This window comes from Pseudomonas sp. HN2 (assembly GCF_020736465.1).
Lineage (GTDB): Bacteria > Pseudomonadota > Gammaproteobacteria > Pseudomonadales > Pseudomonadaceae > Aquipseudomonas > Aquipseudomonas moraviensis_A.
Genome location: NZ_CP085885.1, coordinates 5,281,786 through 5,301,965 on the forward strand (window position 1 = coordinate 5,281,786; position 20,180 = coordinate 5,301,965).

19 protein-coding genes are annotated in these 20,180 nt (G+C 61.7%); 6 read left to right on the forward strand and 13 right to left on the reverse strand.

Features of this window, described 5'->3' with window-relative positions; translation table 11 throughout:
- The first annotated feature begins 10 nt into the window (after positions 1-10).
- The 3 genes from holA to LIS66_RS23440 all read left to right on the forward strand — a co-directional run bounded on the left by holA (position 11) and on the right by LIS66_RS23440 (position 2,773).
- A complete protein-coding gene (gene holA / locus LIS66_RS23430) occupies positions 11-1,048 on the forward strand; it encodes a DNA polymerase III subunit delta (protein ID WP_064364060.1) in 1,038 nt (345 codons plus the stop codon).
- 176 nt (positions 1,049-1,224) lie between these two features.
- A complete protein-coding gene (gene arfA / locus LIS66_RS23435) occupies positions 1,225-1,389 on the forward strand; it encodes an alternative ribosome rescue factor ArfA (RefSeq protein WP_042610576.1) in 165 nt (54 codons plus the stop codon).
- Between the two features lie 61 nt (positions 1,390-1,450).
- The gene (locus LIS66_RS23440; RefSeq protein ID WP_083353633.1) at positions 1,451-2,773 is read left to right on the forward strand and encodes a lytic murein transglycosylase; all 1,323 of its coding nucleotides are present in this window, start codon (positions 1,451-1,453) and stop codon (positions 2,771-2,773) included.
- Between the two features lie 100 nt (positions 2,774-2,873).
- Here LIS66_RS23440 and LIS66_RS23445 read toward each other — a convergent pair whose 3' ends face one another.
- The 13 genes from LIS66_RS23445 to LIS66_RS23505 all read right to left on the reverse strand — a co-directional run bounded on the left by LIS66_RS23445 (position 2,874) and on the right by LIS66_RS23505 (position 15,450).
- Complete coding sequence (locus LIS66_RS23445; protein ID WP_159245714.1) at positions 2,874-3,821, reverse strand: S66 peptidase family protein; 948 nt, start codon at positions 3,819-3,821, stop codon at positions 2,874-2,876.
- 171 nt (positions 3,822-3,992) lie between these two features.
- Positions 3,993-4,991: a lipoyl synthase gene (lipA, locus tag LIS66_RS23450; protein WP_160768663.1), complete on the reverse strand. Its 999-nt coding sequence runs from the start codon at positions 4,989-4,991 to the stop codon at positions 3,993-3,995.
- Positions 4,992-5,016: 25 nt separating this feature from the next.
- On the reverse strand, positions 5,017-5,664 hold the full coding sequence (lipB, locus tag LIS66_RS23455) for a lipoyl(octanoyl) transferase LipB (protein ID WP_042610579.1): 648 nt from the start codon (positions 5,662-5,664) through the stop codon (positions 5,017-5,019).
- Positions 5,664-5,939, reverse strand: a complete 276-nt coding sequence (locus LIS66_RS23460) for a DUF493 domain-containing protein (protein ID WP_042610580.1) — start codon at positions 5,937-5,939, stop codon at positions 5,664-5,666. Before LIS66_RS23460 ends, lipB begins: the two co-directional genes overlap by 1 nt.
- An 80-nt stretch (positions 5,940-6,019) precedes the next feature.
- Positions 6,020-7,177, reverse strand: a complete 1,158-nt coding sequence (locus LIS66_RS23465; RefSeq protein WP_016773028.1) for a D-alanyl-D-alanine carboxypeptidase family protein — start codon at positions 7,175-7,177, stop codon at positions 6,020-6,022.
- A 187-nt stretch (positions 7,178-7,364) separates the two neighbouring features.
- Positions 7,365-8,375, reverse strand: coding sequence for a septal ring lytic transglycosylase RlpA family protein (locus tag LIS66_RS23470; RefSeq protein ID WP_016773027.1), 1,011 nt, complete (start codon positions 8,373-8,375; stop codon positions 7,365-7,367).
- Positions 8,375-9,385: a lytic murein transglycosylase B gene (gene mltB, locus LIS66_RS23475; RefSeq protein ID WP_042610581.1), complete on the reverse strand. Its 1,011-nt coding sequence runs from the start codon at positions 9,383-9,385 to the stop codon at positions 8,375-8,377. The genes LIS66_RS23470 and mltB overlap by 1 nt, the downstream gene beginning before the upstream one ends.
- 17 nt (positions 9,386-9,402) lie before the next feature.
- Positions 9,403-10,506: a rod shape-determining protein RodA gene (rodA, locus tag LIS66_RS23480; RefSeq protein ID WP_042610663.1), complete on the reverse strand. Its 1,104-nt coding sequence runs from the start codon at positions 10,504-10,506 to the stop codon at positions 9,403-9,405.
- A gap of 31 nt (positions 10,507-10,537) precedes the next feature.
- Positions 10,538-12,433, reverse strand: a complete 1,896-nt coding sequence (gene mrdA / locus LIS66_RS23485) for a penicillin-binding protein 2 (RefSeq protein ID WP_042610582.1) — start codon at positions 12,431-12,433, stop codon at positions 10,538-10,540.
- A 10-nt stretch (positions 12,434-12,443) separates the two neighbouring features.
- Entirely contained in the window at positions 12,444-12,911 is a 468-nt protein-coding gene (rlmH, locus tag LIS66_RS23490; protein WP_011063671.1) for a 23S rRNA (pseudouridine(1915)-N(3))-methyltransferase RlmH, read from the reverse strand.
- A gap of 9 nt (positions 12,912-12,920) precedes the next feature.
- Positions 12,921-13,415: a ribosome silencing factor gene (gene rsfS, locus LIS66_RS23495; RefSeq protein WP_227973130.1), complete on the reverse strand. Its 495-nt coding sequence runs from the start codon at positions 13,413-13,415 to the stop codon at positions 12,921-12,923.
- Between the two features lie 72 nt (positions 13,416-13,487).
- Positions 13,488-14,162 carry a nicotinate-nucleotide adenylyltransferase gene (gene nadD / locus LIS66_RS23500; RefSeq protein WP_376779090.1) on the reverse strand — a complete coding sequence of 225 codons (675 nt, stop codon included), beginning with the start codon at positions 14,160-14,162 and terminating at the stop codon, positions 13,488-13,490.
- Between the two features lie 16 nt (positions 14,163-14,178).
- Positions 14,179-15,450 (reverse strand): glutamate-5-semialdehyde dehydrogenase, encoded by a 1,272-nt coding sequence (locus LIS66_RS23505; protein ID WP_227973131.1) that lies wholly within the window; start codon positions 15,448-15,450, stop codon positions 14,179-14,181.
- Positions 15,451-15,628: 178 nt separating this feature from the next.
- Between LIS66_RS23505 and LIS66_RS23510 the strand changes: the two genes are divergently transcribed.
- From LIS66_RS23510 to LIS66_RS23520, 3 genes are all read left to right on the forward strand, one after another.
- On the forward strand, positions 15,629-16,354 hold the full coding sequence (locus LIS66_RS23510; RefSeq protein ID WP_065615615.1) for a DNA-3-methyladenine glycosylase: 726 nt from the start codon (positions 15,629-15,631) through the stop codon (positions 16,352-16,354).
- 151 nt (positions 16,355-16,505) lie between these two features.
- On the forward strand, positions 16,506-17,822 hold the full coding sequence (locus tag LIS66_RS23515; RefSeq protein ID WP_042610587.1) for a bifunctional DedA family/phosphatase PAP2 family protein: 1,317 nt from the start codon (positions 16,506-16,508) through the stop codon (positions 17,820-17,822).
- A 606-nt stretch (positions 17,823-18,428) separates the two neighbouring features.
- The gene (locus LIS66_RS23520; protein WP_227973132.1) at positions 18,429-20,135 is read left to right on the forward strand and encodes a hypothetical protein; all 1,707 of its coding nucleotides are present in this window, start codon (positions 18,429-18,431) and stop codon (positions 20,133-20,135) included.
- Positions 20,136-20,180: the final 45 nt, after the last annotated feature.

Here is a 20,180-nt window from a genome sequence, read left to right on the forward strand (position 1 = left end):
GCCCTTCCTTATGAAGCTCACCCCCGCGCAACTCGGCAAACACCTGCAAGGCGCACTCGCGCCGGTCTACATCATCAGCGGCGATGACCCGTTGCTGTGTCAGGAAGCCGCCGATGCCATCCGCAGTGCTGCTCGCCAGCAAGGTTTCGACGAACGTCAGGTCTTCGCCGCCGACGCCAATTTCGATTGGGGGACGTTGCTGCAGGCGGGTGCGAGCATGTCGCTGTTCGCCGAAAAACGCCTGTTGGAGCTGCGTCTGCCGTCGGGCAAACCGGGCGACAAAGGCGCGGCCGCGCTGATCGAATATTGCTCGCGCCCCGCCGAAGATACGCTGCTGCTGATCAGCTTGCCGAAGCTCGATGGCAGTGCGCAGAAAACCAAGTGGGGCAAGGCCCTGGTCGAAGGCCAGCAAACCCAGTTCGTGCAGATCTGGCCGGTGGATGCCAATCAGCTGCCGAGCTGGATTCGTCAGCGATTGTCACAGGCAGGCCTGTCGGCCAGTCAGGACGCTGTCGAATTGATTGCCGCACGTGTCGAAGGCAACCTGCTCGCCGCCGCCCAGGAAATCGAAAAGCTGAAGTTGATGGCCGAAGGTGGGCAGATCACCGTCGAAACCGTGCAGGCCGCCGTGGCCGACAGTGCGCGGTTTGACGTGTTCGGCCTGACCGACGCGGTGCTCAACGGCGAACCGGCTCACGCCCTGCGCATGCTCGAAGGTCTGCGCGGTGAAGGCGTCGAGCCGCCTGTGATCCTTTGGGCGCTGGCGCGGGAGTTGCGCCTGCTGGCCAATATCTCCCTGCAATACAGCCAAGGCACACCGCTGGACAAGTGCTTCAGCCAGTCGAAACCGCCGGTCTGGGACAAGCGCAAGCCGCTGATGAGCAAGGCCCTGCAACGCTATTCGGCGCAACGCTGGGCGCAGCTGCTGCTCGAAGCCCAGCGTATCGATGCGCAGATCAAGGGTCAGGCCGCGGGTTCGCCATGGATGAGCCTTAGCCGTCTGGCTTTATTGATGTCAGGCCAGCGACTGTCATTGCCTGCTGAATAAGATCAAAAGATCGCAGCCTTCGGCAGCTCCTGCACCGATCCCTGTAGGAGCTGCGGCACGCTGCGATCTTTTGATCTTGTTTTCCTACAAACACTGCCCATATTTGTCCTATAGACAGATGCCCGACATCGGCAGATTATTCCCCCCGCAAAACTCACCTCACCGAGAGAACCCTCATGAGCAAAAAGCCTGCAAAGCATGGCCCCAACAAGGCCAAATCCATCGTCGCCCAGCCCTTGTTTCGCAGCCGCCAGGAACGACCTTCCAAGGGCAAAGGCAGCTACCGCCGCGAAGCCTTCCAGTCTGACAACTGGGAGGCTTCTTGTTTTCTGGCTGCCTGAAGCGCACTACCCCCCGCTCATGTTAAGGTCTGCACCTGATTCGTTTCCCCTGGAACTGTGCATGCCCCCAAGTCTTTCCCGTCGTTGGCCTGTTCGCCAATTGATCGCTGCCTCCAGCTTCATTCTGCTTGTCGCCTGCGCGGAAAAACCCACCGCCGCCGATGCACAACCGCTTCAAGCCGCCCCGGTCACCACGGCCCCAGCGATCATTCCGCCGGTAGTGCCGTCCACCGACCCGCTCGATATTCAACCGACCCAGACCTTTGCCGAATGGCAGGCCGGTTTCCGCAAGGATGCCCTCGCCGCGGGGATTCGTGCCGAGCTGTTCGATCAGGCATTTGCCAATGTCAGCTTCGACGCCAGCGTGATTCGTGCCGATCGCAGTCAGCCAGAGTTCTCCCGCCCCGTGTGGGAATACCTCGATGGCGCGCTGTCGCCACTGCGCGTACGCAAAGGCCAGGCGTTGATCAGCCAGTACGCCGACATTCTGCAAAGCATCGAGCAGCGTTATGGCGTTGATCGCCAGGCGTTGGTGTCGGTGTGGGGCATGGAAAGCAATTTCGGCCAGTTCCAGGGCAGCAAGTCGGTGATCAACTCGCTGGCCACGCTCGCCTACGAGGGGCGTCGCCCGGGCTTTGCTCACGCGCAATTGATCGCCGCCCTGCAGATTCTGCAACAGGGCGATATCACACCGGAGAAGATGCTGGGTTCCTGGGCCGGTGCAATGGGCCAGACGCAGTTCATTCCCACCACCTACAACACCCATGCGGTGGACTTTGACGGTGACGGTCGCCGCGACATCTGGGGCAGCCCGGCGGATGCGCTGGCTTCGACTGCGCATTACCTGCAAAGCTCGGGCTGGCAGCGTGGCCAGCCATGGGGCTTCGAAGTGCAGCTGCCGAGCGGTTTCAACTACACCCTGGCGGACGGCGCGATTCGTAAAAGCGTGGCTGAATGGCGGCAACTGGGCGTGAACCTGCCGAACGGCGCTCAGGTTCCGGCAGGTTCAGAACAACTGTCCGCCGCCCTGCTGCTGCCCGCCGGCTATCGTGGCCCGGCGTTTCTGATCCTCGACAACTTCCGGGCGATTCTCAAGTACAACAATTCGTCGTCCTATGCGCTGGCAGTGAGTCTATTGTCCGAGCGTTTCGAAGGTGCAGGCCTGATCAATGGCAACTGGCCGAAAGATGACCTGCCGCTGAGCCGTACCGAGCGCATCGAACTGCAGACGCTGTTGAGCGCGCGTAATTACGACGCCGGCACGGCTGACGGGATTATCGGCGCCAACACCCGCAAAGCGATTCGCAGCGCACAGCAAGCGCTGGGGTGGCCGGCGGATGGTTATCCGACGCACAAGCTGCTTGAGAGCCTGCGTAGCCAATAGAACAAATCAAAAGATCGCAGCCTTCGGCAGCTCCTACAGGACGCTCGTCAATCCCATGTAGGAGCTGCCGAAGGCTGCGATCTTTTGAGCCTCACCCCAATTATCGGATGACCACATCCTGCTCCAGCATCAACTCCTGCTTCCCCGCATCCAGCCGCACCAGCGCGCCCAACGGCAGCGTCAGGTTCGGATCACAATGGCCACTGCGCCAGCCCGACAACACTGGGATCCGCAACGGCTCAAACGTCTGCTTGAGCAAGCGATTCAGCGCCTCGACATCGACCCCGGCGATATCACCGACCAGCACACCGCGCAGCCTGGCCAACTTGCCAGCCAGACGCATCTGGGTCAGCAGCCGGTCGATACGATACAGCGGCTCGTTGATGTCCTCGATGAACAGGACCGCGCCGTCGACATCGATCTCGTAAGGCGTGCCGAGGGTCGCGGCGATCATCGCCAGATTGCCTCCCAGCAACCGCCCGTGGGCAACGCCCGGCTCGACGGTTGATAGCGGATAAGCCGCCGGATGGCTCAGCACACTGCCCGCCTTCATTTGCCCGCGGAGCATGGCGAAGAATGAAGTGACGGTCGGCGGCTCCTTGTCGCCCAGAAGGTCGGCATTGAGCAACGGCCCGTGAAAGGTCACGAATCCGGCGTAGCGACTGATGGCCAGATGCAGCGCGGTGATATCGCTGTAGCCGACAAAGGGTTTGGCGTGACGGCTCAGCAGGTCGTAATCGATTCGGTCGAGCAGACGCGGCGTGCCGTAGCCGCCGCGCAGGCAAATGATCGCGTCGACGTCGGGATCAGCGAACGCCGCGTGCAGATCGCGCAGACGCACGTCATCACTGCCGGCCAGATAGCCGTCCTTCTCGTAGACGCCGGGAAACACCTTCAGCCCATAGCCGCGTGCGCGCATCCATTGCAGCGCCTTATCGGTGTCCAGAGCACCCGGGCCGGCAGGCGCAATGACGCCGATCAGCCCTTCCGAGGGCAGTGCGGGCACGGCTTTGTGCGGGCAGAGTGTATGGGTCGGTCGAACGGTCATCCTTGGATCTCCCTGTGAATTGATGCTCACACATTAGTCAGGAACGTGAACAAACAGAAGAGGATCAGCCACGCCGTGCATTGAAGGAAAAATCAGCAGCGAATGTAAGTCGGGCAAAAAAATGCCCGCCGGGCTATCAGACCTCGGCGGGCATTTTTCCTCGGCGCTGAATCAGGAACCCAGCAGCTCGGCCTTGACCAGCTTCGCCTGCTCGTCGGCGTGGTACGAGGAACGTACCAGCGGGCCCGATGCAACGTTCTTGAAGCCCATCTTGTAACCTTCTTCGGCGAACCAGGCGAAGGTGTCCGGGTGCACGAAACGCTGCACCGGCAAGTGGCTGCGCGACGGTTGCAGGTACTGGCCGAGAGTCAGCATGTCGATGTCGTGTTCGCGCATGCGCTTCATGACTTCGATGACTTCCTCGTCGGTCTCGCCCAGGCCCAGCATCAGGCCGGACTTGGTCGGAATGTGCGGCATCATCTGCTTGAAGCGCTGCAGCAGCGTCAGCGACCACTGGTAATCCGAACCCGGGCGCGCAGCCTTGTACAGGCGCGGCACGGTTTCCAGGTTGTGGTTGAACACATCCGGTGGCTCGGCGGCGGTGATTTCCAGCGCGATGTCCATGCGGCCACGGTAGTCCGGGACCAGGGTCTCGAGCTGCACGTTCGGCGACAGTTTGCGGATTTCGCGGATGCAGTCGGCAAAGTGCTGGGCACCGCCGTCACGCAGGTCATCGCGGTCCACCGAAGTGATCACCACGTATTTGAGCTTGAGGTCGGCAATGGCGATGGCCAGGCTTTCCGGCTCGTTGACGTCCAGTGGCTTCGGACGGCCGTGGCCAACGTCGCAGAACGGGCAGCGACGGGTGCAGATGTCGCCCATGATCATGAAGGTCGCGGTGCCGCCGGAGAAGCATTCGCCGAGGTTCGGGCAGGATGCCTCTTCGCAGACGCTGTGCAGCTTGTGCTTGCGCAGCAGGCTCTTGATGCGGTCGACTTCCGGCGAAACCGGGATGCGCACGCGAATCCAGTCAGGTTTCTTCGGCAGTTCGGTGGTCGGGATGATCTTGACCGGGATGCGTGCAACCTTCTCGGCGCCGCGCAGCTTGACGCCGGCTTCAACCTTGGGACGCGGGGCCGGGCGCTCGGTCACGTCGAGCGTCGGGATCATGGTTTGCACTGCATCAGTAGTCATATCAGTCGATTCCGCCCGTGAGGGTCGTCTGCTCAGCATAGTCGAGGTGTTTGACGAGCTGCGCGCGCAGCCGGGCACTTACCTCGGCAAATTCAATCGATCCTGCGTGATCGCTCAGCTGGGTCATGGCCAGCCCGGCGTAGCCGCAGGGATTAATCCGTCGAAACGGTTCCAGGTTCATATCCACGTTCAGGGCCAGGCCATGAAAGGAACAACCGTGGCGAATGCGCAAACCCAGAGAAGCGATTTTCGCTCCATCGACATACACGCCGGGAGCATCTGGCTTGGCCGCAGCGGTGACGCCGTAGCTGGCCAGCAGTTCGATCAGGCAGGCTTCCATGCGGCTGACCAGATCACGCACGCCGAAACCCAGCTTGCGCACATCCAGCAACAGATAAGCCACCAGTTGCCCGGGGCCATGATAAGTCACTTGGCCGCCACGATCGACCTGCACCACCGGAATATCTCCCGGCAGCAACAGGTGTTCGGCCTTGCCGGCCTGGCCCTGGGTGAACACCGGCGGGTGTTCGACGAGCCAGATTTCGTCGGCGGCAGCGCTGCCACGTTCGTTGGTGAAGCGTTGCATGGCATGCCAGACCGGCTCGTAAGCCATCTGGCCAAGCTCGCGAAAGCCCAGCGTGCCGTGCATCACAACACCATGTGCACGAAGCCGGTCGCCCGCAGTTCGCTGTTGATGTTGTACAGCTGATCCTGGTCGGTGGCGACGATATGCAACTGAATCGTGGTGTATTTGCCGTTGGTGCTTTGACGTTCGTCGATGCGCTCATCGTTGATGGTCGCGTGTTTCTTGACGATGTCGATGATCTGGTCTTTGTTGCCGACGCCCGTGTCGCTGATCACCTTGATCGGATAATCAGTCTGGGGAAATTCGATCTTTGGCGCCTTTACTTCGGTATCGGTCATGGCGTAACGGCCTCTTAAGCCGTGGTAACGCACACGGCCCCGCACCGGATCGGGGCGGGGCCATGCAGGTCAACACTGAATCAGTTGAACAAGCCGTAGAAGAATAGACGGATGCTATCCCACATGCGGCGGAAGATACCACCCTCCTCGACGCCATCCAGAGCGATCAGGTCGGCGCTGTGCACCACCTTGTCTTCCAGTTTGACTTCGACTTTACCGATCACGTCGCCCTTGGCGATTGGCGCAACCAGTTGCGGGTTCATGGTCATGCTGGCAGCGAGCTTCTTCAGCTGGCCTTTCGGCAGGGTCATGGTCAGGTCTTGTGCCAGGCCGGCCTTGACCTGGCTGGTGGTGCCTTTCCACACCGGCGCCTGCGCCAGTTCAGTACCCTTCTGATAGAAGGTCTGGGTTTCGAAGAAGCGGAAACCGTAGGTCAGCAGCTTCTGGGTTTCTGCGGCGCGGGCCACTTCGCTGTTGGTGCCGAACACCACGGCGATCAGGCGCTGGCCGTCACGTACCGCCGAGGACACCATGCAGTAGCCGGCTTCGTCGGTGTGGCCGGTTTTCAGACCGTCAACGGTCTTGTCGCGCCACAGCAGCAGGTTGCGGTTAGGCTGCTTGATGCCGTTCCAGAAGAACTCCTTCTGCGAGTAGATCGCGTAGTGAGCCGGGTCTTCGTGGATGATCGCACGGGCCAGGATCGCCATGTCGTGGGCCGACGAGTAGTGCTCAGGGTTCGGCAGACCGGTCGGGTTCATGAAGTGGGTATTGGTCATGCCCAGTTCGGTGACGGTCTTGTTCATCAGGTCGGCGAATGCGTCTTCGCTGCCGGCGATGTGCTCGGCCAGGGCGACGCTGGCGTCGTTACCGGACTGGATGATGATGCCGTGCAGCAGGTCGCTGACAGTCACCTGCGAGCCGACCTTGATGAACATCCGCGAACCGCCGGTGCGCCAGGCGTTTTCGCTGACGGTCACCGGGTCGTTTTCACCGATCTGGCCGCGACGGATTTCCAGGGTCGCGATGTACGCGGTCATCAGCTTGGTCAGGCTGGCCGGTGGCAGACGCTGGTCGCCGTTGTTTTCGACCAGCACGTTGCCGCTGCTGGCATCCATCAGAACATAGGCCTTGGCGGCCAGTTGTGGTGGCGACGGCATCATCTCGGCCGCGAAAGCGGCTGGCGAGAGGAGCAGCGGGACTAGCAGACACAGGCGTTTGGCAAAGGTGGTGATGTTCATCCGTCTCTCGAAATCGCTAATGGAAACTTGCCCGAAGGCAAAACTTATTCAGACAGCCTTCTAACGGGCCATCGCGTGTTCAGTTGCTCACTCCAGTCACCCTTGCCGGGCTTTTGTTCTTCGACGAGCCAACAACCTGGTTCACCCCCCGAATACCGCAAGTGAACCGTCAATCAAGGTCTACGTATTACTCGGTGACCACGCTGGGCGAACCCAGATTGGCCAGCCGCACACTGTTCTGCACCTGGGCGATTTCACCCGGCGAGCCGATCGGCCCCAGGCGTACCCGGTGCAGGGTCTGCTGATTGCGCACGATCGAGCTGATGAACACCGGCGCGCTCACCATCCCGCTGAGCTTCGACCTCAGCAGTTCGGCAGCGTCCGGGTTGGCGAACGCGCCCACCTGCAGATACTGGCCAGACGCTGGTGCAGAAGCGTTTTTTTTTGCATCGATCTGCACGGGCACCACGGCCGCCGCGTGCTGCTGCGGCGGCGGCGTCCACTGCTCGACAGTACCGGCCGAAGCGGTGATCACCGGGGCGCTATTCTGCGCCACTTGCGGCTCGTTGAGCATCAGCGGCGCCGGACGGCCCTTGGCCGCCCACCATTGCTGCGGATCGATGCCTTCGACCTTGACCCGTGCGGTGCCGGTTTCGGCATAGCCGAGTTTTTTCGCCGCCGCGTAGGACAGGTCGATGATGCGATCGGAGTAGAACGGCCCACGGTCGTTGACGCGCAGGATCACGGTCTTGTTGTTGTCCAGGTTGGTCACCCGAACGTAACTTGGCAGTGGCAAGGTCTTGTGCGCGGCGCTCATGCCGTACAGGTCATACACTTCGCCGTTGGCGGTGTTCTGACCGTGGAACTTGGTGCCGTACCAGGACGCCGTGCCCGAGGCCACGTAGGTCTTGGATTCCTGCAGCGGGAAATAGGTCTTGCCCAACACCGTGTAAGGGTTGGCCTTGTACGGGCCGGTGTGCAGGGTCGGTGTCGCATCGGGGATGCGCGAGACATCGACGTCCCACCACGGCGCGCCGTCTTTGTGCGCGCGGTTGATGTCCAGGCCCGGTTGGGCGCGGACCGCGGTGGACGGGGTTTTCTGTGTCGGCGTGCGGCTGGTCGTGCAACTGGCGACCAGGACTGCCAACGCAGCGAAAGCCACCAGCTTCAGGGGTTTATTGTTAGGCAATGCCTGCATTACTTGACGCCCCGTGCTTGTACCAGCTGTTCAGACAGTTGATGTACGGCCATGGCGTACATCACGCTGCGGTTATAACGCGTGATCGCGTAGAAATTCTGCAGGCCCATCCAGTATTCAGGGCCGTTGTCGCCTTCGAGGCGAAATGCGGTAACCGGCATATCATCGCGCAGCGCATCATGACTTGACCAGCCCAGCGCCCGCAACTCTGCGACCGTTTTCACTGGCTCGATACCGGTGGTCAGGCCTTCATCGACCTGCTCGCCGCGCACATCGGCGCGGCTGACCACTGGCTCACCGGCGACCCAGCCATGGCGCTTGAAATAGCTGGCGACGCTACCGATCGCATCGTCCGGGTTGTTCCAGATATTGATGTGGCCGTCACCGTCGAAATCCACTGCGTAGGCGCGAAAGCTGCTCGGCATGAACTGCGGCAGGCCCATGGCCCCGGCGTACGAGCCTTTCAGGGTCAGCGGATCGACCTGCTCTTCGCGGGCCAGCAGGAGGAACTCACGCAGTTCCTTGCGGAAAAATTCGGCACGGGGAGGATAGTCGAAGCCGAGGGTCGACAATGCATCGATCACTCGGAAATTACCGGTATTACGTCCAAAAAAGGTCTCGACGCCGATGATCGACACGATGACCTGTGCCGGCACGCCGTATTCCTGCTCGGCGCGGGCCAGGGTCGCCTCGTGCTGACGCCAGAAGTCCACACCCCGGGCGATGCGCGCGTCGGTGATGAACATCGGACGATATTCGTTCCACTGCTTGACCCGTTCGGCGGGTTTGGAGATGGCGTCGAGAATCGACTGCTTGCGTTGCGCCTCGCGGAACACACCCATCAGTTGTTCGCCGGCGAAACCGTAGTCGCGGGTCATTTCACCGACGAATTCGGCCACCTGCGGCGAGCCTTCATAGTCGCCGGCCAGCGCTTCCTGCACGCTCCCCAGCAGGCCCATCAGGCCAACCAGCGGCGCGCATCGAGTCGCCCAGCCACGCATTGCTTGCATTGCACTCTTCACCTTATTCAAACCTGTGCGATCCACTTGCGATGGGTATGGATCGACATCAAAACCCCAAACGCTGACAGCAGCGTCACCAGCGAAGTTCCTCCGTAGCTAATGAACGGCAACGGCACCCCCACGACCGGCAACAGGCCACTGACCATACCGATGTTGACGAAAACGTAAACAAAAAAAGTCATGGTCAACGCGCCGGCGAGCAATTTGCCGAACAGCGTTTGCGCCTGGGCAGTGATCACCAGCCCGCGACCGATCAACAGCAAGTAGATCAGCAGCAGTGCGCAAATCCCCACCAGACCGAACTCTTCGCCCAGCACGGCAATGATGAAGTCGGTGTGGCTTTCCGGAAGGAAATCGAGGTGCGACTGGGTGCCGAGCAGCCAGCCTTTGCCGAATACGCCGCCGGAACCGATCGCGGCTTTCGACTGAATGATGTTCCAGCCGGTGCCGAGCGGATCGCTTTCCGGGTCGAGAAAGGTCAGGACCCGCTGCTTCTGATAGTCGTGCATGACGAAGAACCACATCGCCACCGACACCGGCACCGCCGCCGCCAGCACGCTGAGAATCCAGCGCCAGCGCAGGCCGCCCATGAACAGGACGAAGGCGCCACCAGCCAGAATCAGCAGCGATGTGCCGAGATCCGGCTGGCGCACGATCAGAATGAACGGCACACCAATCAGCATCAGGCTGATGCCGACGTGCTTGAGCTGCGGCGGCAAGGTGCGTTTCGACAGATACCAGGCGATGGTCGCCGGCATGAGAATTTTCATGAATTCCGAGGGCTGGAAGCGGATCACCCCGGGGATGTTGATCCAGCGCGTGGCGCCCATGGCGTTGTGGCCCATGATGTCGACGACGATCAGCAACACCACGCCGATCACGTAGCCGAGCGGCACCCAGCGGGCCATGAATCGCGGCTCGAGCTGGGCGATGACGATCATCGCCACCAGGCCGATGCCGAACGACGTCGCCTGCTTGCCGAGCAGATCCCAGCTCTTGCCGCTGGCCGAATACAGCACGAACAGACTGCCGGCGGCGAGGATCAGCAACAGGATCAACAGCGGGCCATCGATATGCAGTCTTTGCAGCAACGTCGCGCGGCGACGCATCACATCCTCGCTGGAGAGCATGCGATCAAAATTATTCATCACGGGCCGTGGCCTCCGCAGTGATAGGGCTGGCGTACTCGGCTTTCAGATGGCCGTCCTGGTCGAGCAACCAGGCATCCATGACCTGACGTACCACGGGCGCGGCCACGCCGGAGCCGGACTCACCGTTCTCGACCATCACCGAGACGACAATTTTCGGGTCATCGGCCGGGGCGAAGCCGACGAACAGGGCGTGGTCGCGGTGGCGCTCCTGAACCTTGGAGCGGTCGTATTTCTCGCCCTGCTTGATCGCCACCACCTGCGCGGTACCGGACTTGCCGGCGATCCGGTATTGCGCGCCGATCGCCGCTTTGCGCGCGGTACCACGGGCACCGTGCATCACCTGCTGCATGCCATGGTTGACCTTGTTCCAGTCGGAGGGGTCGCGCAGGACGATGTTAGGCATCGGGTTGTCATCCACGGGTTTGACCCCATCGAGGGACCTGGCCAGGTGCGGACGATTCCAGATGCCCTTGTTCGCCACCAGCGCCGTGGCCTGGGCCAGTTGCAGCGGAGTCGACTGCATGTAGCCCTGGCCGATCCCGAGAATCAGGGTTTCGCCGGGGAACCACGCCTGTTTGCGCGTCGCCCGCTTCCATTCGCGAGACGGCATCAGGCCCGGGGACTCTTCAAACATGTCCAGCGAAACCTTCTGGCCGATGCCGAACTTGTTCATGTAGGTCGACAGCCGATCGATGCCGAGCTTGTGCGCCAGGTCATAGAAGTAGGTGTCGTTGGACCGCATGATCGCCGTGTCGAGGTCGACGAAGCCGTCACCGGTGCGGTTCCAGTTGCGGTACTTGTGATCGTAGTTGGGCAGCATGTAATAGCCCGGGTCGAACACTCGGCTGGAAGCCGTGACCACGCCAGCGTCGAGACCGGCAATCGCCACCGCCGGTTTAATCGTCGAGCCCGGCGGGTACAGGCCGCGCAGCACACGGTTGAACAGCGGCCGATCAATGGAATCGCGCAACTCGGCGTAAGCCTTGAAGCTGATGCCGGTGACGAACAGGTTCGGGTCGAAACTCGGCTGACTGACCATCGCCAGCACTTCACCGGTTTTCGGATCGAGCGCTACCACCGCGCCACGTCGCCCGCCCAGTGCGGCCTCGGCGGCTTCCTGCAATTTGATGTCGAGGCTCAGGACGATGTCCTTGCCGGGAATCGGATCGGTGCGTTTGAGCACGCGCAACACGCGGCCACGGGCGTTGGTCTCGACTTCCTCGTAACCGACCTGACCGTGCAACTCCGGCTCGTAGAAACGCTCGATGCCGGTTTTGCCGATGTGGTGGGTGCCGCTGTAGTTGACCGGATCCAGCGACTTGAGCTCCTTCTCGTTGATCCGCCCCATGTAGCCCACCGAGTGCGCAAAATGCGCACCCTGCGGGTAATGCCGGACCAGTTGCGCGACCACTTCCACCCCGGGCAGGCGGAACTGGTTCACCGCGATCCGGGCGATCTGTTCTTCGGTCAGCTCGAACAGGATCGGTACCGGCTCGAACGGCCGGCGCCCCTGACGCATGCGCTTCTCGAAGATCACCCGGTCCTCGGGCGTCAGCTCCAGCACCTCGACAATGACGTCGAGCACCTGTTGCCAGTCGCCGGAGCGCTCGCGGGTCATGCTCAGGCTGAAGCTCGGCCGGTTGTCGGCCACGACCACACCGTTGCGGTCGAAAATCAGCCCGCGCGTCGGCGGAATCGGCTGCACGTGGACGCGGTTGTTTTCCGACAGGGTCGAGTGGTACTCGTACTGGATCACCTGCAGGTAATACAGGCGCGCGATCAGCACACAGATCAGCGACACGATCACGATCGCACCGAACACGACACGGCTGCGCACCAGACGGGCGTCCTTTTCGTGGTCCTTGATGCGGATCGGCTGAGACATGAGGGCAGGCTTACTTGTGGTAAGGGTGGCCGGACAACACGGTCCAGGCACGGTACAACTGTTCGCCGATCAGAATCCGCACCAACGGGTGCGGCAAGGTCAGCGGCGATAACGACCAGCGCTGGTCGGCGCGGGCACAGACTTCCGGTGCCAGCCCTTCCGGGCCGCCGACCATGAAGTTGACCGTGCGCGAATCCAGGCGCCAGCGATCAAGTTCGACCGCCAGTTGCTCGGTGCTCCAGGGCTTGCCGTGAACCTCCAGCGTGACGATCCGCTCGTTGTGCCCGACCTTGGCCAGCATGGCTTCGCCTTCCTGGCGGATGAAACGGGCCACGTCGGCATTCTTGCCACGGGTGTTGAGCGGAATTTCCACCAGTTCCAGCGCCAGCTCGGACGGAAGACGCTTGGCATACTCATGCCAGCCTTCTTCCACCCACTTGGGCATGCGTGAACCGACGGCGATCAGGCGCAGTCGCACAGCAATCCCTTAGAACTGGTCTTTGTTGAGCTTGGTGAAATGCTCGTGGGTGTTCTCCGGGCTATGGTGCTTGGCATCGGCCGCACGGCTTTGCTCGGCACCGGCCCACAGGCGCTCCAGGTCGTAGAACTGACGCGCCGAGGCGGTCATCATGTGCACGATCACCAGGTCGAGGTCGAGCAGCACCCAGTCGCTGTCGCCCTTGCCTTCTTCGCCCAGCGGCTTGGCGCCCTGCTTTTTCACTTCCTCGCGGACCTTGTCCAGCATCGCGTTGATCTGGCGATTGGAAGTACCGGTGGCGATGATCATGTAGTCAGTGATGCTCTGCTTGTCGCGCACATCGATGATCTGGATGTCCTGGGCCTTGACGTCTTCCAGCGCGGCGACGGCAATCTTGACCAGTTCGTCGCCCTTGAGCGGCTCGTTGGTGTTGAAGGCTTCCGGCAGTGGTGCGCTCTTGAACGTGCCTTTGCGCTTTACTTTCGGTAGATCTTTATCAGTCATATGAAACTCGTTTTGCTCATGTATTCGGCGGCTTGGGGATACGGTAATCCGCATCGGTGAAGCACGCCTTGTTCAGTTCGACGCACGGTACAGACCGTGCGCATCGATGTAGGCCAGGACCGCGTCGGGCACCAGGAAACGTACCGACTTACCGCTGGCCAGCAGTTGACGGATCTGGGTGGCGGAAACCGCGAGCGGTGTCTGCCAGACGAATGCAATCTGTCCGCTCGGCCCTTTCAGGGCCAGCGGGTCGCTCACCGAACGCGCTGCCAGCAGGTTGCGCAAGGCATCCGGCGGTTCGCTGTCGGCGTCCGGGCGCTGTAGCACCAGGATGTGGCAATGCTGGAGCAACTCTTCCCAGCGGTGCCAAGTGGGCAGGCCGCAAAATGCGTCCCAGCCCAAAAGCAGAAAAACCTGGGTCTCGGCGGGCATCTCTGCGCGCAGCGACTCCAGGGTATCGATGGTCCAGGACGGTTTGTCCCGCTGCAATTCGCGGGCGTCCACCACCAGCGGCGGCAATCCGGCCACCGCGCACTCGACCATCGCCAGCCGATCCTGCGCCGACACCTGCGGCGTACCGCGATGTGGCGGCCGCGCGTTCGGCATCAGGCGCAACTCGTCCAGCGCCAACGCCTCGACGACTTCCAGCGCGCCACGCAAATGGCCGATGTGCACCGGGTCGAACGTACCGCCCAGTACGCCAATGCGTTGCGGGCGCGACTCGCTGCCGGTGTGCGGCGCTGTCAGGTCGAGGTCGGTCAAGTCAGACCGTCGCCTGGCCGCGCAACTGGCCGTCGCCGACCACGATGTACTTCTCGCAGGTCAGCCCTTCGAGGCCCACCGGGCCGCGGGCGTGCAGCTTATCAGTAGAAATGCCGATCTCGGCACCCAATCCGTATTCAAATCCATCGGCAAAGCAGGTCGGTGTGTTGATCATCACCGAGGCCGAATCGACTTCCGCCACGAACCGGCGGGTGTCGGCGAGGTTTTCGCTGGCGATCGAGTCGGTGTGATGGGAGCCGTAATGGTTGATGTGTTCGATCGCCTGCTCCAGGCCGTCGACCACGCGGATCGACAGGATCGGCGCCAGATACTCGGTGTGCCAGTCGTCCTCGGTGGCAGCTACAGCCTCGATGATCGCCCGGGTACGCTCGCAACCACGCAGCTCGACGCCTTTTTCGCGGAACTGCGCAGCCATTGCTGGCAGAAAGTCATTTGCAACAGCCTGATCGACCAGCAGGGTCTCCATCGCGCCGCAGATGCCATAACGGTAAGTCTTGGCGTTGAAGGCGATGCGTTGAGCTTTTGCCAGATCGGCGTATGCGCTGACGTAAACGTGGCAGATGCCGTCCAGATGCTTGATCACCGGCACCCGGGCATCGCGGCTGATGCGCTCGATCAGGCCACGCCCGCCACGCGGAACGATGACGTCGACGTATTCAGGCATGCTGATCATCGCACCGACGGCGGCGCGGTCGGTGGTTTCCACCACTTGCACCACGGCGGCGGGCAGTTCGGCCTCGGCCAGACCGCGCTGGATGCAGGCGGCAATCGCCCGGTTGGAATGAATCGCCTCGGAGCCACCGCGCAGGATGGTCGCATTGCCGGACTTCAGGCACAGGCTGGCGGCATCGATGGTCACGTTCGGGCGGGATTCGTAGATGATCCCGATCACGCCCAGCGGGACACGCATCTTGCCGACCTGAATGCCCGACGGACGGAAGCTCATGTCGCGGACCGCACCGACCGGATCCGCCAGTGCTGCGACCTGGCGCAAGCCGACGATCATCCCGTCGATGCGTGCAGGGGTCAGTTCCAGACGCTCGAGCAATGCCGGTTCCAGACCGTTGGCGCGACCGGCTGCCAGATCCTGCTCATTGGCGGCAGCAAGCTCGGCGCGCGCAGCATCCAGAGCATTGGCGGCAGCCTGCAAGGCGCGGTTTTTCTGCGCGGTGCTGGCGCGACCGATGACCCGGGAGGCAGCGCGGGCGGCGCGACCCAATCGGGTCATGTAGTCAAGAACGGACTCAGTCATGGTCTGCTGGGGTCTTGGCAAAGAGGAAAGCGGCAGATTATAGCTGTCGCGTCCCGGGACTAACAGCGGTGACGGGCGGATGGTCGAAATGAGCTGCGTTTGCCCGTCGTTCAGACGTAATTAAGCTCAGCGTTGTTATCATCACGACCTCATTGAGCCTGGATAAACCTTGCCCATCATGACCAACGTGCCCCTATGTCCCGAGTCCGCGCGCCTGCCCGTGGGCCTGCCGGACAGTTTTTTCGACCGCGACGCCCAGGTACTGGCGCAGGCTCTGCTCGGTAAAGTGATCCGTCACCGCGTCGGCGATCTGTGGCTGAGTGCGCGGATCATCGAAACCGAAGCTTATTACTGCGCGGAAAAAGGCAGCCACGCCTCCCTCGGCTATACAGAAAAACGTAAGGCTTTGTTTCTGGATGGCGGGCACATCTATATGTACTACGCCCGCGGCGGTGATTCGCTGAACTTCAGCGCCCAGGGGCCGGGCAATGCCGTTTTGATCAAGTCCGCCTATCCGTGGGTCGATGAAGTCAGCGGCCCGGCGAGTCTGGCGCAGATGCTGGTGAACAACCCCGATGCCCAGGGCCGGCCGCGTCCGACGCAGAAGCTCTGCGCCGGGCAGACATTGCTGTGCAAGGCGCTGGGGTTGAAAGTGCCGATGTGGGACGCCAAGCGTTTCGATCATGAATTGTTGCTGGTCGAGGACGCCGGGGCGCCGCCGACACATATTATCCAGACCACCCGGCTGGGCATTCCGCTGGGCCGCGATGAACACTTGATGTATCGCTTCGTTGACGCCGCGTATGCCCAATGGTGCACGCGGAACCCGCTGCGACGGGGTCAGGTCGAAGGCCGGGATTATTGCCTGCTTCCCGGAGCTGACGCCGAATCCGCAAATAGATGATGTCCCCGTGTGGGAGCGAGCCTGCTCGCGAAGGGGTCGTGCCAGCCAACGCTTCTATCGTCTGACACACCGCATTCGCGAGCAGGCTCGCTCCCCCAGGTCAGAAGTCAAACGCGTAACGATCAATTAAAGATTGGATGGAGTTTTCTCTATGGGCCCATGGCTCGATAGCATCACCGGATGGCTCGGCGCCAATCCACAGTGGCTGGCCGCAGCGGTGTTCATCGTTGCGTGCGTGGAATGTCTGGCGATTGCCGGGCTGATCGTCCCGGGCACGGTGCTGTTGTTCGCCGTGGCGGTACTGGCCGGCAGCGGCGCGCTGTCATTGAGCGAGACGCTGCTGCTGGGCTTTCTCGGCGGCATCCTCGGCGATCTGATTTCGTATTTCCTCGGGCGCCATTTCCACCAGAACATCCGCCGCCTCCCCGGGCTGCGCCACCACCCGGAATGGATGGCAGGCGCCGAGTCGTACTTCCAGCGCTATGGCATCGCCAGCCTGCTGGTCGGGCGTTTCATCGGTCCTTTGCGGCCGATGCTGCCGATGGTCGCGGGGATGTGCGACATGCCGTTCCCGCGTTTCTTCGCCGTCAGCCTGCTCGCAGCCGCCGGCTGGAGCCTGGCCTATCTGCTGCCGGGCTGGGCCACAGGTGCTGCGTTCCGCCTGCCTCTGCCCGAAGGTTTCTGGCTCGAGGCCGGCATCGTCGCCGCCAGCGTGGCAGTGATGGTCGGCCTGAGCGTCAACAGCAGTGTGCGTCGTCATCGTCGCGCGACAATCTGGATCGGCAGCATGAGCCTGCTGATCCTGATCGGCCTGTTCATCGGCTATCCGTACCTGACCGCGCTCGACAATGGCGTGATGACCCTGGTGCAGGAGCACCGCCAGCCAGCGCTGGACGAAATCGCCGTGACGCTGACCCTGATCGGCGAATTCCGCAACATGCTGCTGTTCAGCGCCCTGCTCGTCGTGCTGCTGTTGCTGTGCAAGCAATGGCGCCAGGCGATGTTCGCCGGCTCCACCATGCTCATCACGGCGATGGCCAACACCGGAACCAAATACTTTTTCGCCCGGGTACGCCCAGAGGTGCTCAGTGATCCATTGACCACCTACAGCATGCCCAGCGGCCACGCATCCGGCGCGTTTGCCCTGTTCCTGACACTCGGCGTGCTGGCCGGTCGCGGACAGCCGCCACGCATGCGCCTGACCTGGCTGCTGATTGCCTGTATCCCGGCGCTGTCGATCGCCTTGTCGCGGGTTTATCTGGGCGCGCACTGGCCGACCGACATCCTCGCCGGCGCCATGCTCGCCAGTTGCGTCTGCGCCGCGATGTTATGGCTGAGCCAGCGGCAGACGTCACTCGACCCGATGCCGTTCAGGATCTGGTGGTTGATCCTGCCATCGATGGTGGCCCTGTTCGGTTTTTTCGTCTTGCGCCACCTGCCACACACACTGTTGCGTTACGCCTACTAAACCGGACCAACTTACAAGTATTGTTTGTCTAACGCCGCTCTTTAGGAATATTCCGACAAGAGCGGCACTCACTGCTGACACTCGATTACTTGTGCCCGGTCAAACTTCCTGATTAAAACCAGACAATTCCCCGCTCGAAACATATACAAAACAGACGTTACATAATCAGGCCACACTTTGCTTGAAAGTGTCATTCCTCCCAGTGAAAACCGGTTAGATTGATTTGGCTTAATTACAACTAAAGCGCATGTTCAACGTTTGATACCGCAACTTTCAAACGTCTAAAACAATGCCTTTCAATCTGTTTGTTCCGAGTATTCCATGAGCCCAAAAACACCTCGAAAGCCCCCCGCGGCCACGTCGCACCCGCCGGAATCCGCCGCTCTCCCGCCACGCCAGCTCGATGGCGTTTCACCCGCCCTCTTCCCCACACCCGGCCTTGTCGATCCCACGTCGCCGGCGGATGCAATGGGCCTGCAAATCGTCGCGCCCCGTTTACAGCCACCCGCCGTCGAAATCTTTCGGATGCCGACACGGGGCACCCAGGCGCCTCACGCCAATAGTCCGGTCCATGACTACTGGCTGTCCGACGCTTTTGTGCACGGAATGAACCCCGCGGACGCTGACGGATTTCGCTGGATCGTCGGCAGAAGATTTGTCGATGTCGAAATTGACGGCGCAATCAAGACCACCCATGTTGACCTGGATGAGTCCGGCGTATGGCGCAGCAAGCGCTTGACCGAACGCACCGCCTCCGGCCCGCGCCTTTATAAAAACGTCGACAGCCCGACCTGGCGCCTGACCGAACAACCGGTGCCGCAGCGGGCCGGGGTGACCGTGAGCGTACAGCCCGATGCCGCCCCTGTTGCCAAGCGCCCGCGTTTGACCTCGATGACCACGCCTATCGATGAAAGCCGTTACCGCGCTTCGCAGCGTTCGCCGGATGCCCAGGGCTACTACGAAATGCAACCGGTTCTGAGGTCGAACGAAGACGGCATCCAGTTTGCTTTCAGGGATTCTTTCGGCAACCTCAGGCGGGTCGATCCTCCAGAGGGCGGTTTCAACGCATCTCCCACGCACCTCAAGCAGTGGACCGATCTGGAAATCTGGCAACTGTATGGGCTGCAAGGCCGGGACATCACGCGGTTTCGTGTCGAAGCCGAGGCCGCAGGAACACCCCCACAGTGGGCAGATCCGGTGAGCACGGAAAATCCGGCCACGGACTTGCTGCGCGACGCTTTGCGCTGGCTGCATCCGGGCTTGAGCCTGGCAGAGCGCGAAGCCGTTCTGCAGTCCTACAACCTGCTGCCGGATCAACTGACGCGTTTGCGGCAGGAGATGGAAAAGCAACTGGCGATTCCTGCATGGGCCCAGGCACACAAGCGGCTGCTGGACGATGTCGACAATCCGCACCGCCTCGATCAGTTCGCCAAGGATGCGGTTGAACAGCTGAACCTCAAGCGCAATGCCCGCCACGACTGGTATCACGCCGAAAACTTTCTGACCCCCGAGCTACGCGAAGCGCTGCTCAAGCGAATCGGCTATCTGCGCAACAAGAACAACTGCCTGTACCGCACCGATATCCCGGCGCTGTTTCGCGGTGACGAGCGCACCCCTTTCGAATTGGCAAGCGACGGCACCATGCTGCCGCGCTACCACCATGAGCCCGGCGCCACCACGCACAAGCCGATCAGCGCAACGTTCAGCCTCAAAGAAGCGCAGGTGTATGCCAGCGCGCCCGATCCCGAGTACCTGCGTTTCAACAGTCAGATGCATAAGTACCCGGGGCGGGATGCCGCAGACAGCAGCTCGGACAGTGACGCAAGTGATTCTTCGAGCAGTTCGTCTTCCGACTGGTCTGACCCGGCCAGCCCCGTGACATGGGATCACGAGCGCGGTTATCGATCCACGCGCACGCGCCAGACGGAGATGTTCCTCTACGCCCTCGACACCCGGAACCTGGAAGTCGTCCCCCACGAAGAAAACATGATGTTCAATGCCACCGCGCGCGACACGCCGCCGACCTGGTTCCCCAGCGACGATTTCGAGGGGCTGATTTCGGTCACCCGCAGCGGTCTCGATGCCCAGCGCATCTGGCTGCTCAACAGTGCCCAGACCAAAGGCGCCAGGGTGATGGACATCAAGGACATGGCCGGCAACAGCGCCGAGCGGATCGAAGCGGCCACCCATGCCGGGCATGCCAACAAGTTCGAATACGATCGATTGATCGACAAGGCCGAAGCGGCCGCTCTGCCGATAGTCAGGCTGTCGGGCAACAGGAACGAGTCCGGGCACGACATCGTCTGGCCCTGAAACGCAGATGACACAGGCAACACCGGTAAGGAAACCGGCTCTTCA

What these genes read in the sequence shown, in the direction of transcription:
- holA (WP_064364060.1), top strand. Translation starts at nt 11, where the DNA reads ATGAAGCTCACCCCCGCGCAACTCGGCAAACACCTGCAAGGCGCACTC.
- arfA (WP_042610576.1), top strand. Translation starts at nt 1,225, where the DNA reads ATGAGCAAAAAGCCTGCAAAGCATGGCCCCAACAAGGCCAAATCCATC.
- LIS66_RS23440 (WP_083353633.1), top strand. Translation starts at nt 1,451, where the DNA reads ATGCCCCCAAGTCTTTCCCGTCGTTGGCCTGTTCGCCAATTGATCGCT.
- LIS66_RS23445 (WP_159245714.1), bottom strand. Translation starts at nt 3,821, where the DNA reads ATGACCGTTCGACCGACCCATACACTCTGCCCGCACAAAGCCGTGCCC.
- lipA (WP_160768663.1), bottom strand. Translation starts at nt 4,991, where the DNA reads ATGATCCCGACGCTCGACGTGACCGAGCGCCCGGCCCCGCGTCCCAAG.
- lipB (WP_042610579.1), bottom strand. Translation starts at nt 5,664, where the DNA reads ATGCACGGCACGCTGGGCTTTCGCGAGCTTGGCCAGATGGCTTACGAG.
- LIS66_RS23460 (WP_042610580.1), bottom strand. Translation starts at nt 5,939, where the DNA reads ATGACCGATACCGAAGTAAAGGCGCCAAAGATCGAATTTCCCCAGACT.
- LIS66_RS23465 (WP_016773028.1), bottom strand. Translation starts at nt 7,177, where the DNA reads ATGAACATCACCACCTTTGCCAAACGCCTGTGTCTGCTAGTCCCGCTG.
- LIS66_RS23470 (WP_016773027.1), bottom strand. Translation starts at nt 8,375, where the DNA reads ATGCAGGCATTGCCTAACAATAAACCCCTGAAGCTGGTGGCTTTCGCT.
- mltB (WP_042610581.1), bottom strand. Translation starts at nt 9,385, where the DNA reads ATGCAAGCAATGCGTGGCTGGGCGACTCGATGCGCGCCGCTGGTTGGC.
- rodA (WP_042610663.1), bottom strand. Translation starts at nt 10,506, where the DNA reads ATGCGTCGCCGCGCGACGTTGCTGCAAAGACTGCATATCGATGGCCCG.
- mrdA (WP_042610582.1), bottom strand. Translation starts at nt 12,433, where the DNA reads ATGTCTCAGCCGATCCGCATCAAGGACCACGAAAAGGACGCCCGTCTG.
- rsfS (WP_227973130.1), bottom strand. Translation starts at nt 13,415, where the DNA reads ATGACTGATAAAGATCTACCGAAAGTAAAGCGCAAAGGCACGTTCAAG.
- LIS66_RS23505 (WP_227973131.1), bottom strand. Translation starts at nt 15,450, where the DNA reads ATGACTGAGTCCGTTCTTGACTACATGACCCGATTGGGTCGCGCCGCC.
- LIS66_RS23510 (WP_065615615.1), top strand. Translation starts at nt 15,629, where the DNA reads ATGACCAACGTGCCCCTATGTCCCGAGTCCGCGCGCCTGCCCGTGGGC.
- LIS66_RS23515 (WP_042610587.1), top strand. Translation starts at nt 16,506, where the DNA reads ATGGGCCCATGGCTCGATAGCATCACCGGATGGCTCGGCGCCAATCCA.
- LIS66_RS23520 (WP_227973132.1), top strand. Translation starts at nt 18,429, where the DNA reads ATGAACCCCGCGGACGCTGACGGATTTCGCTGGATCGTCGGCAGAAGA.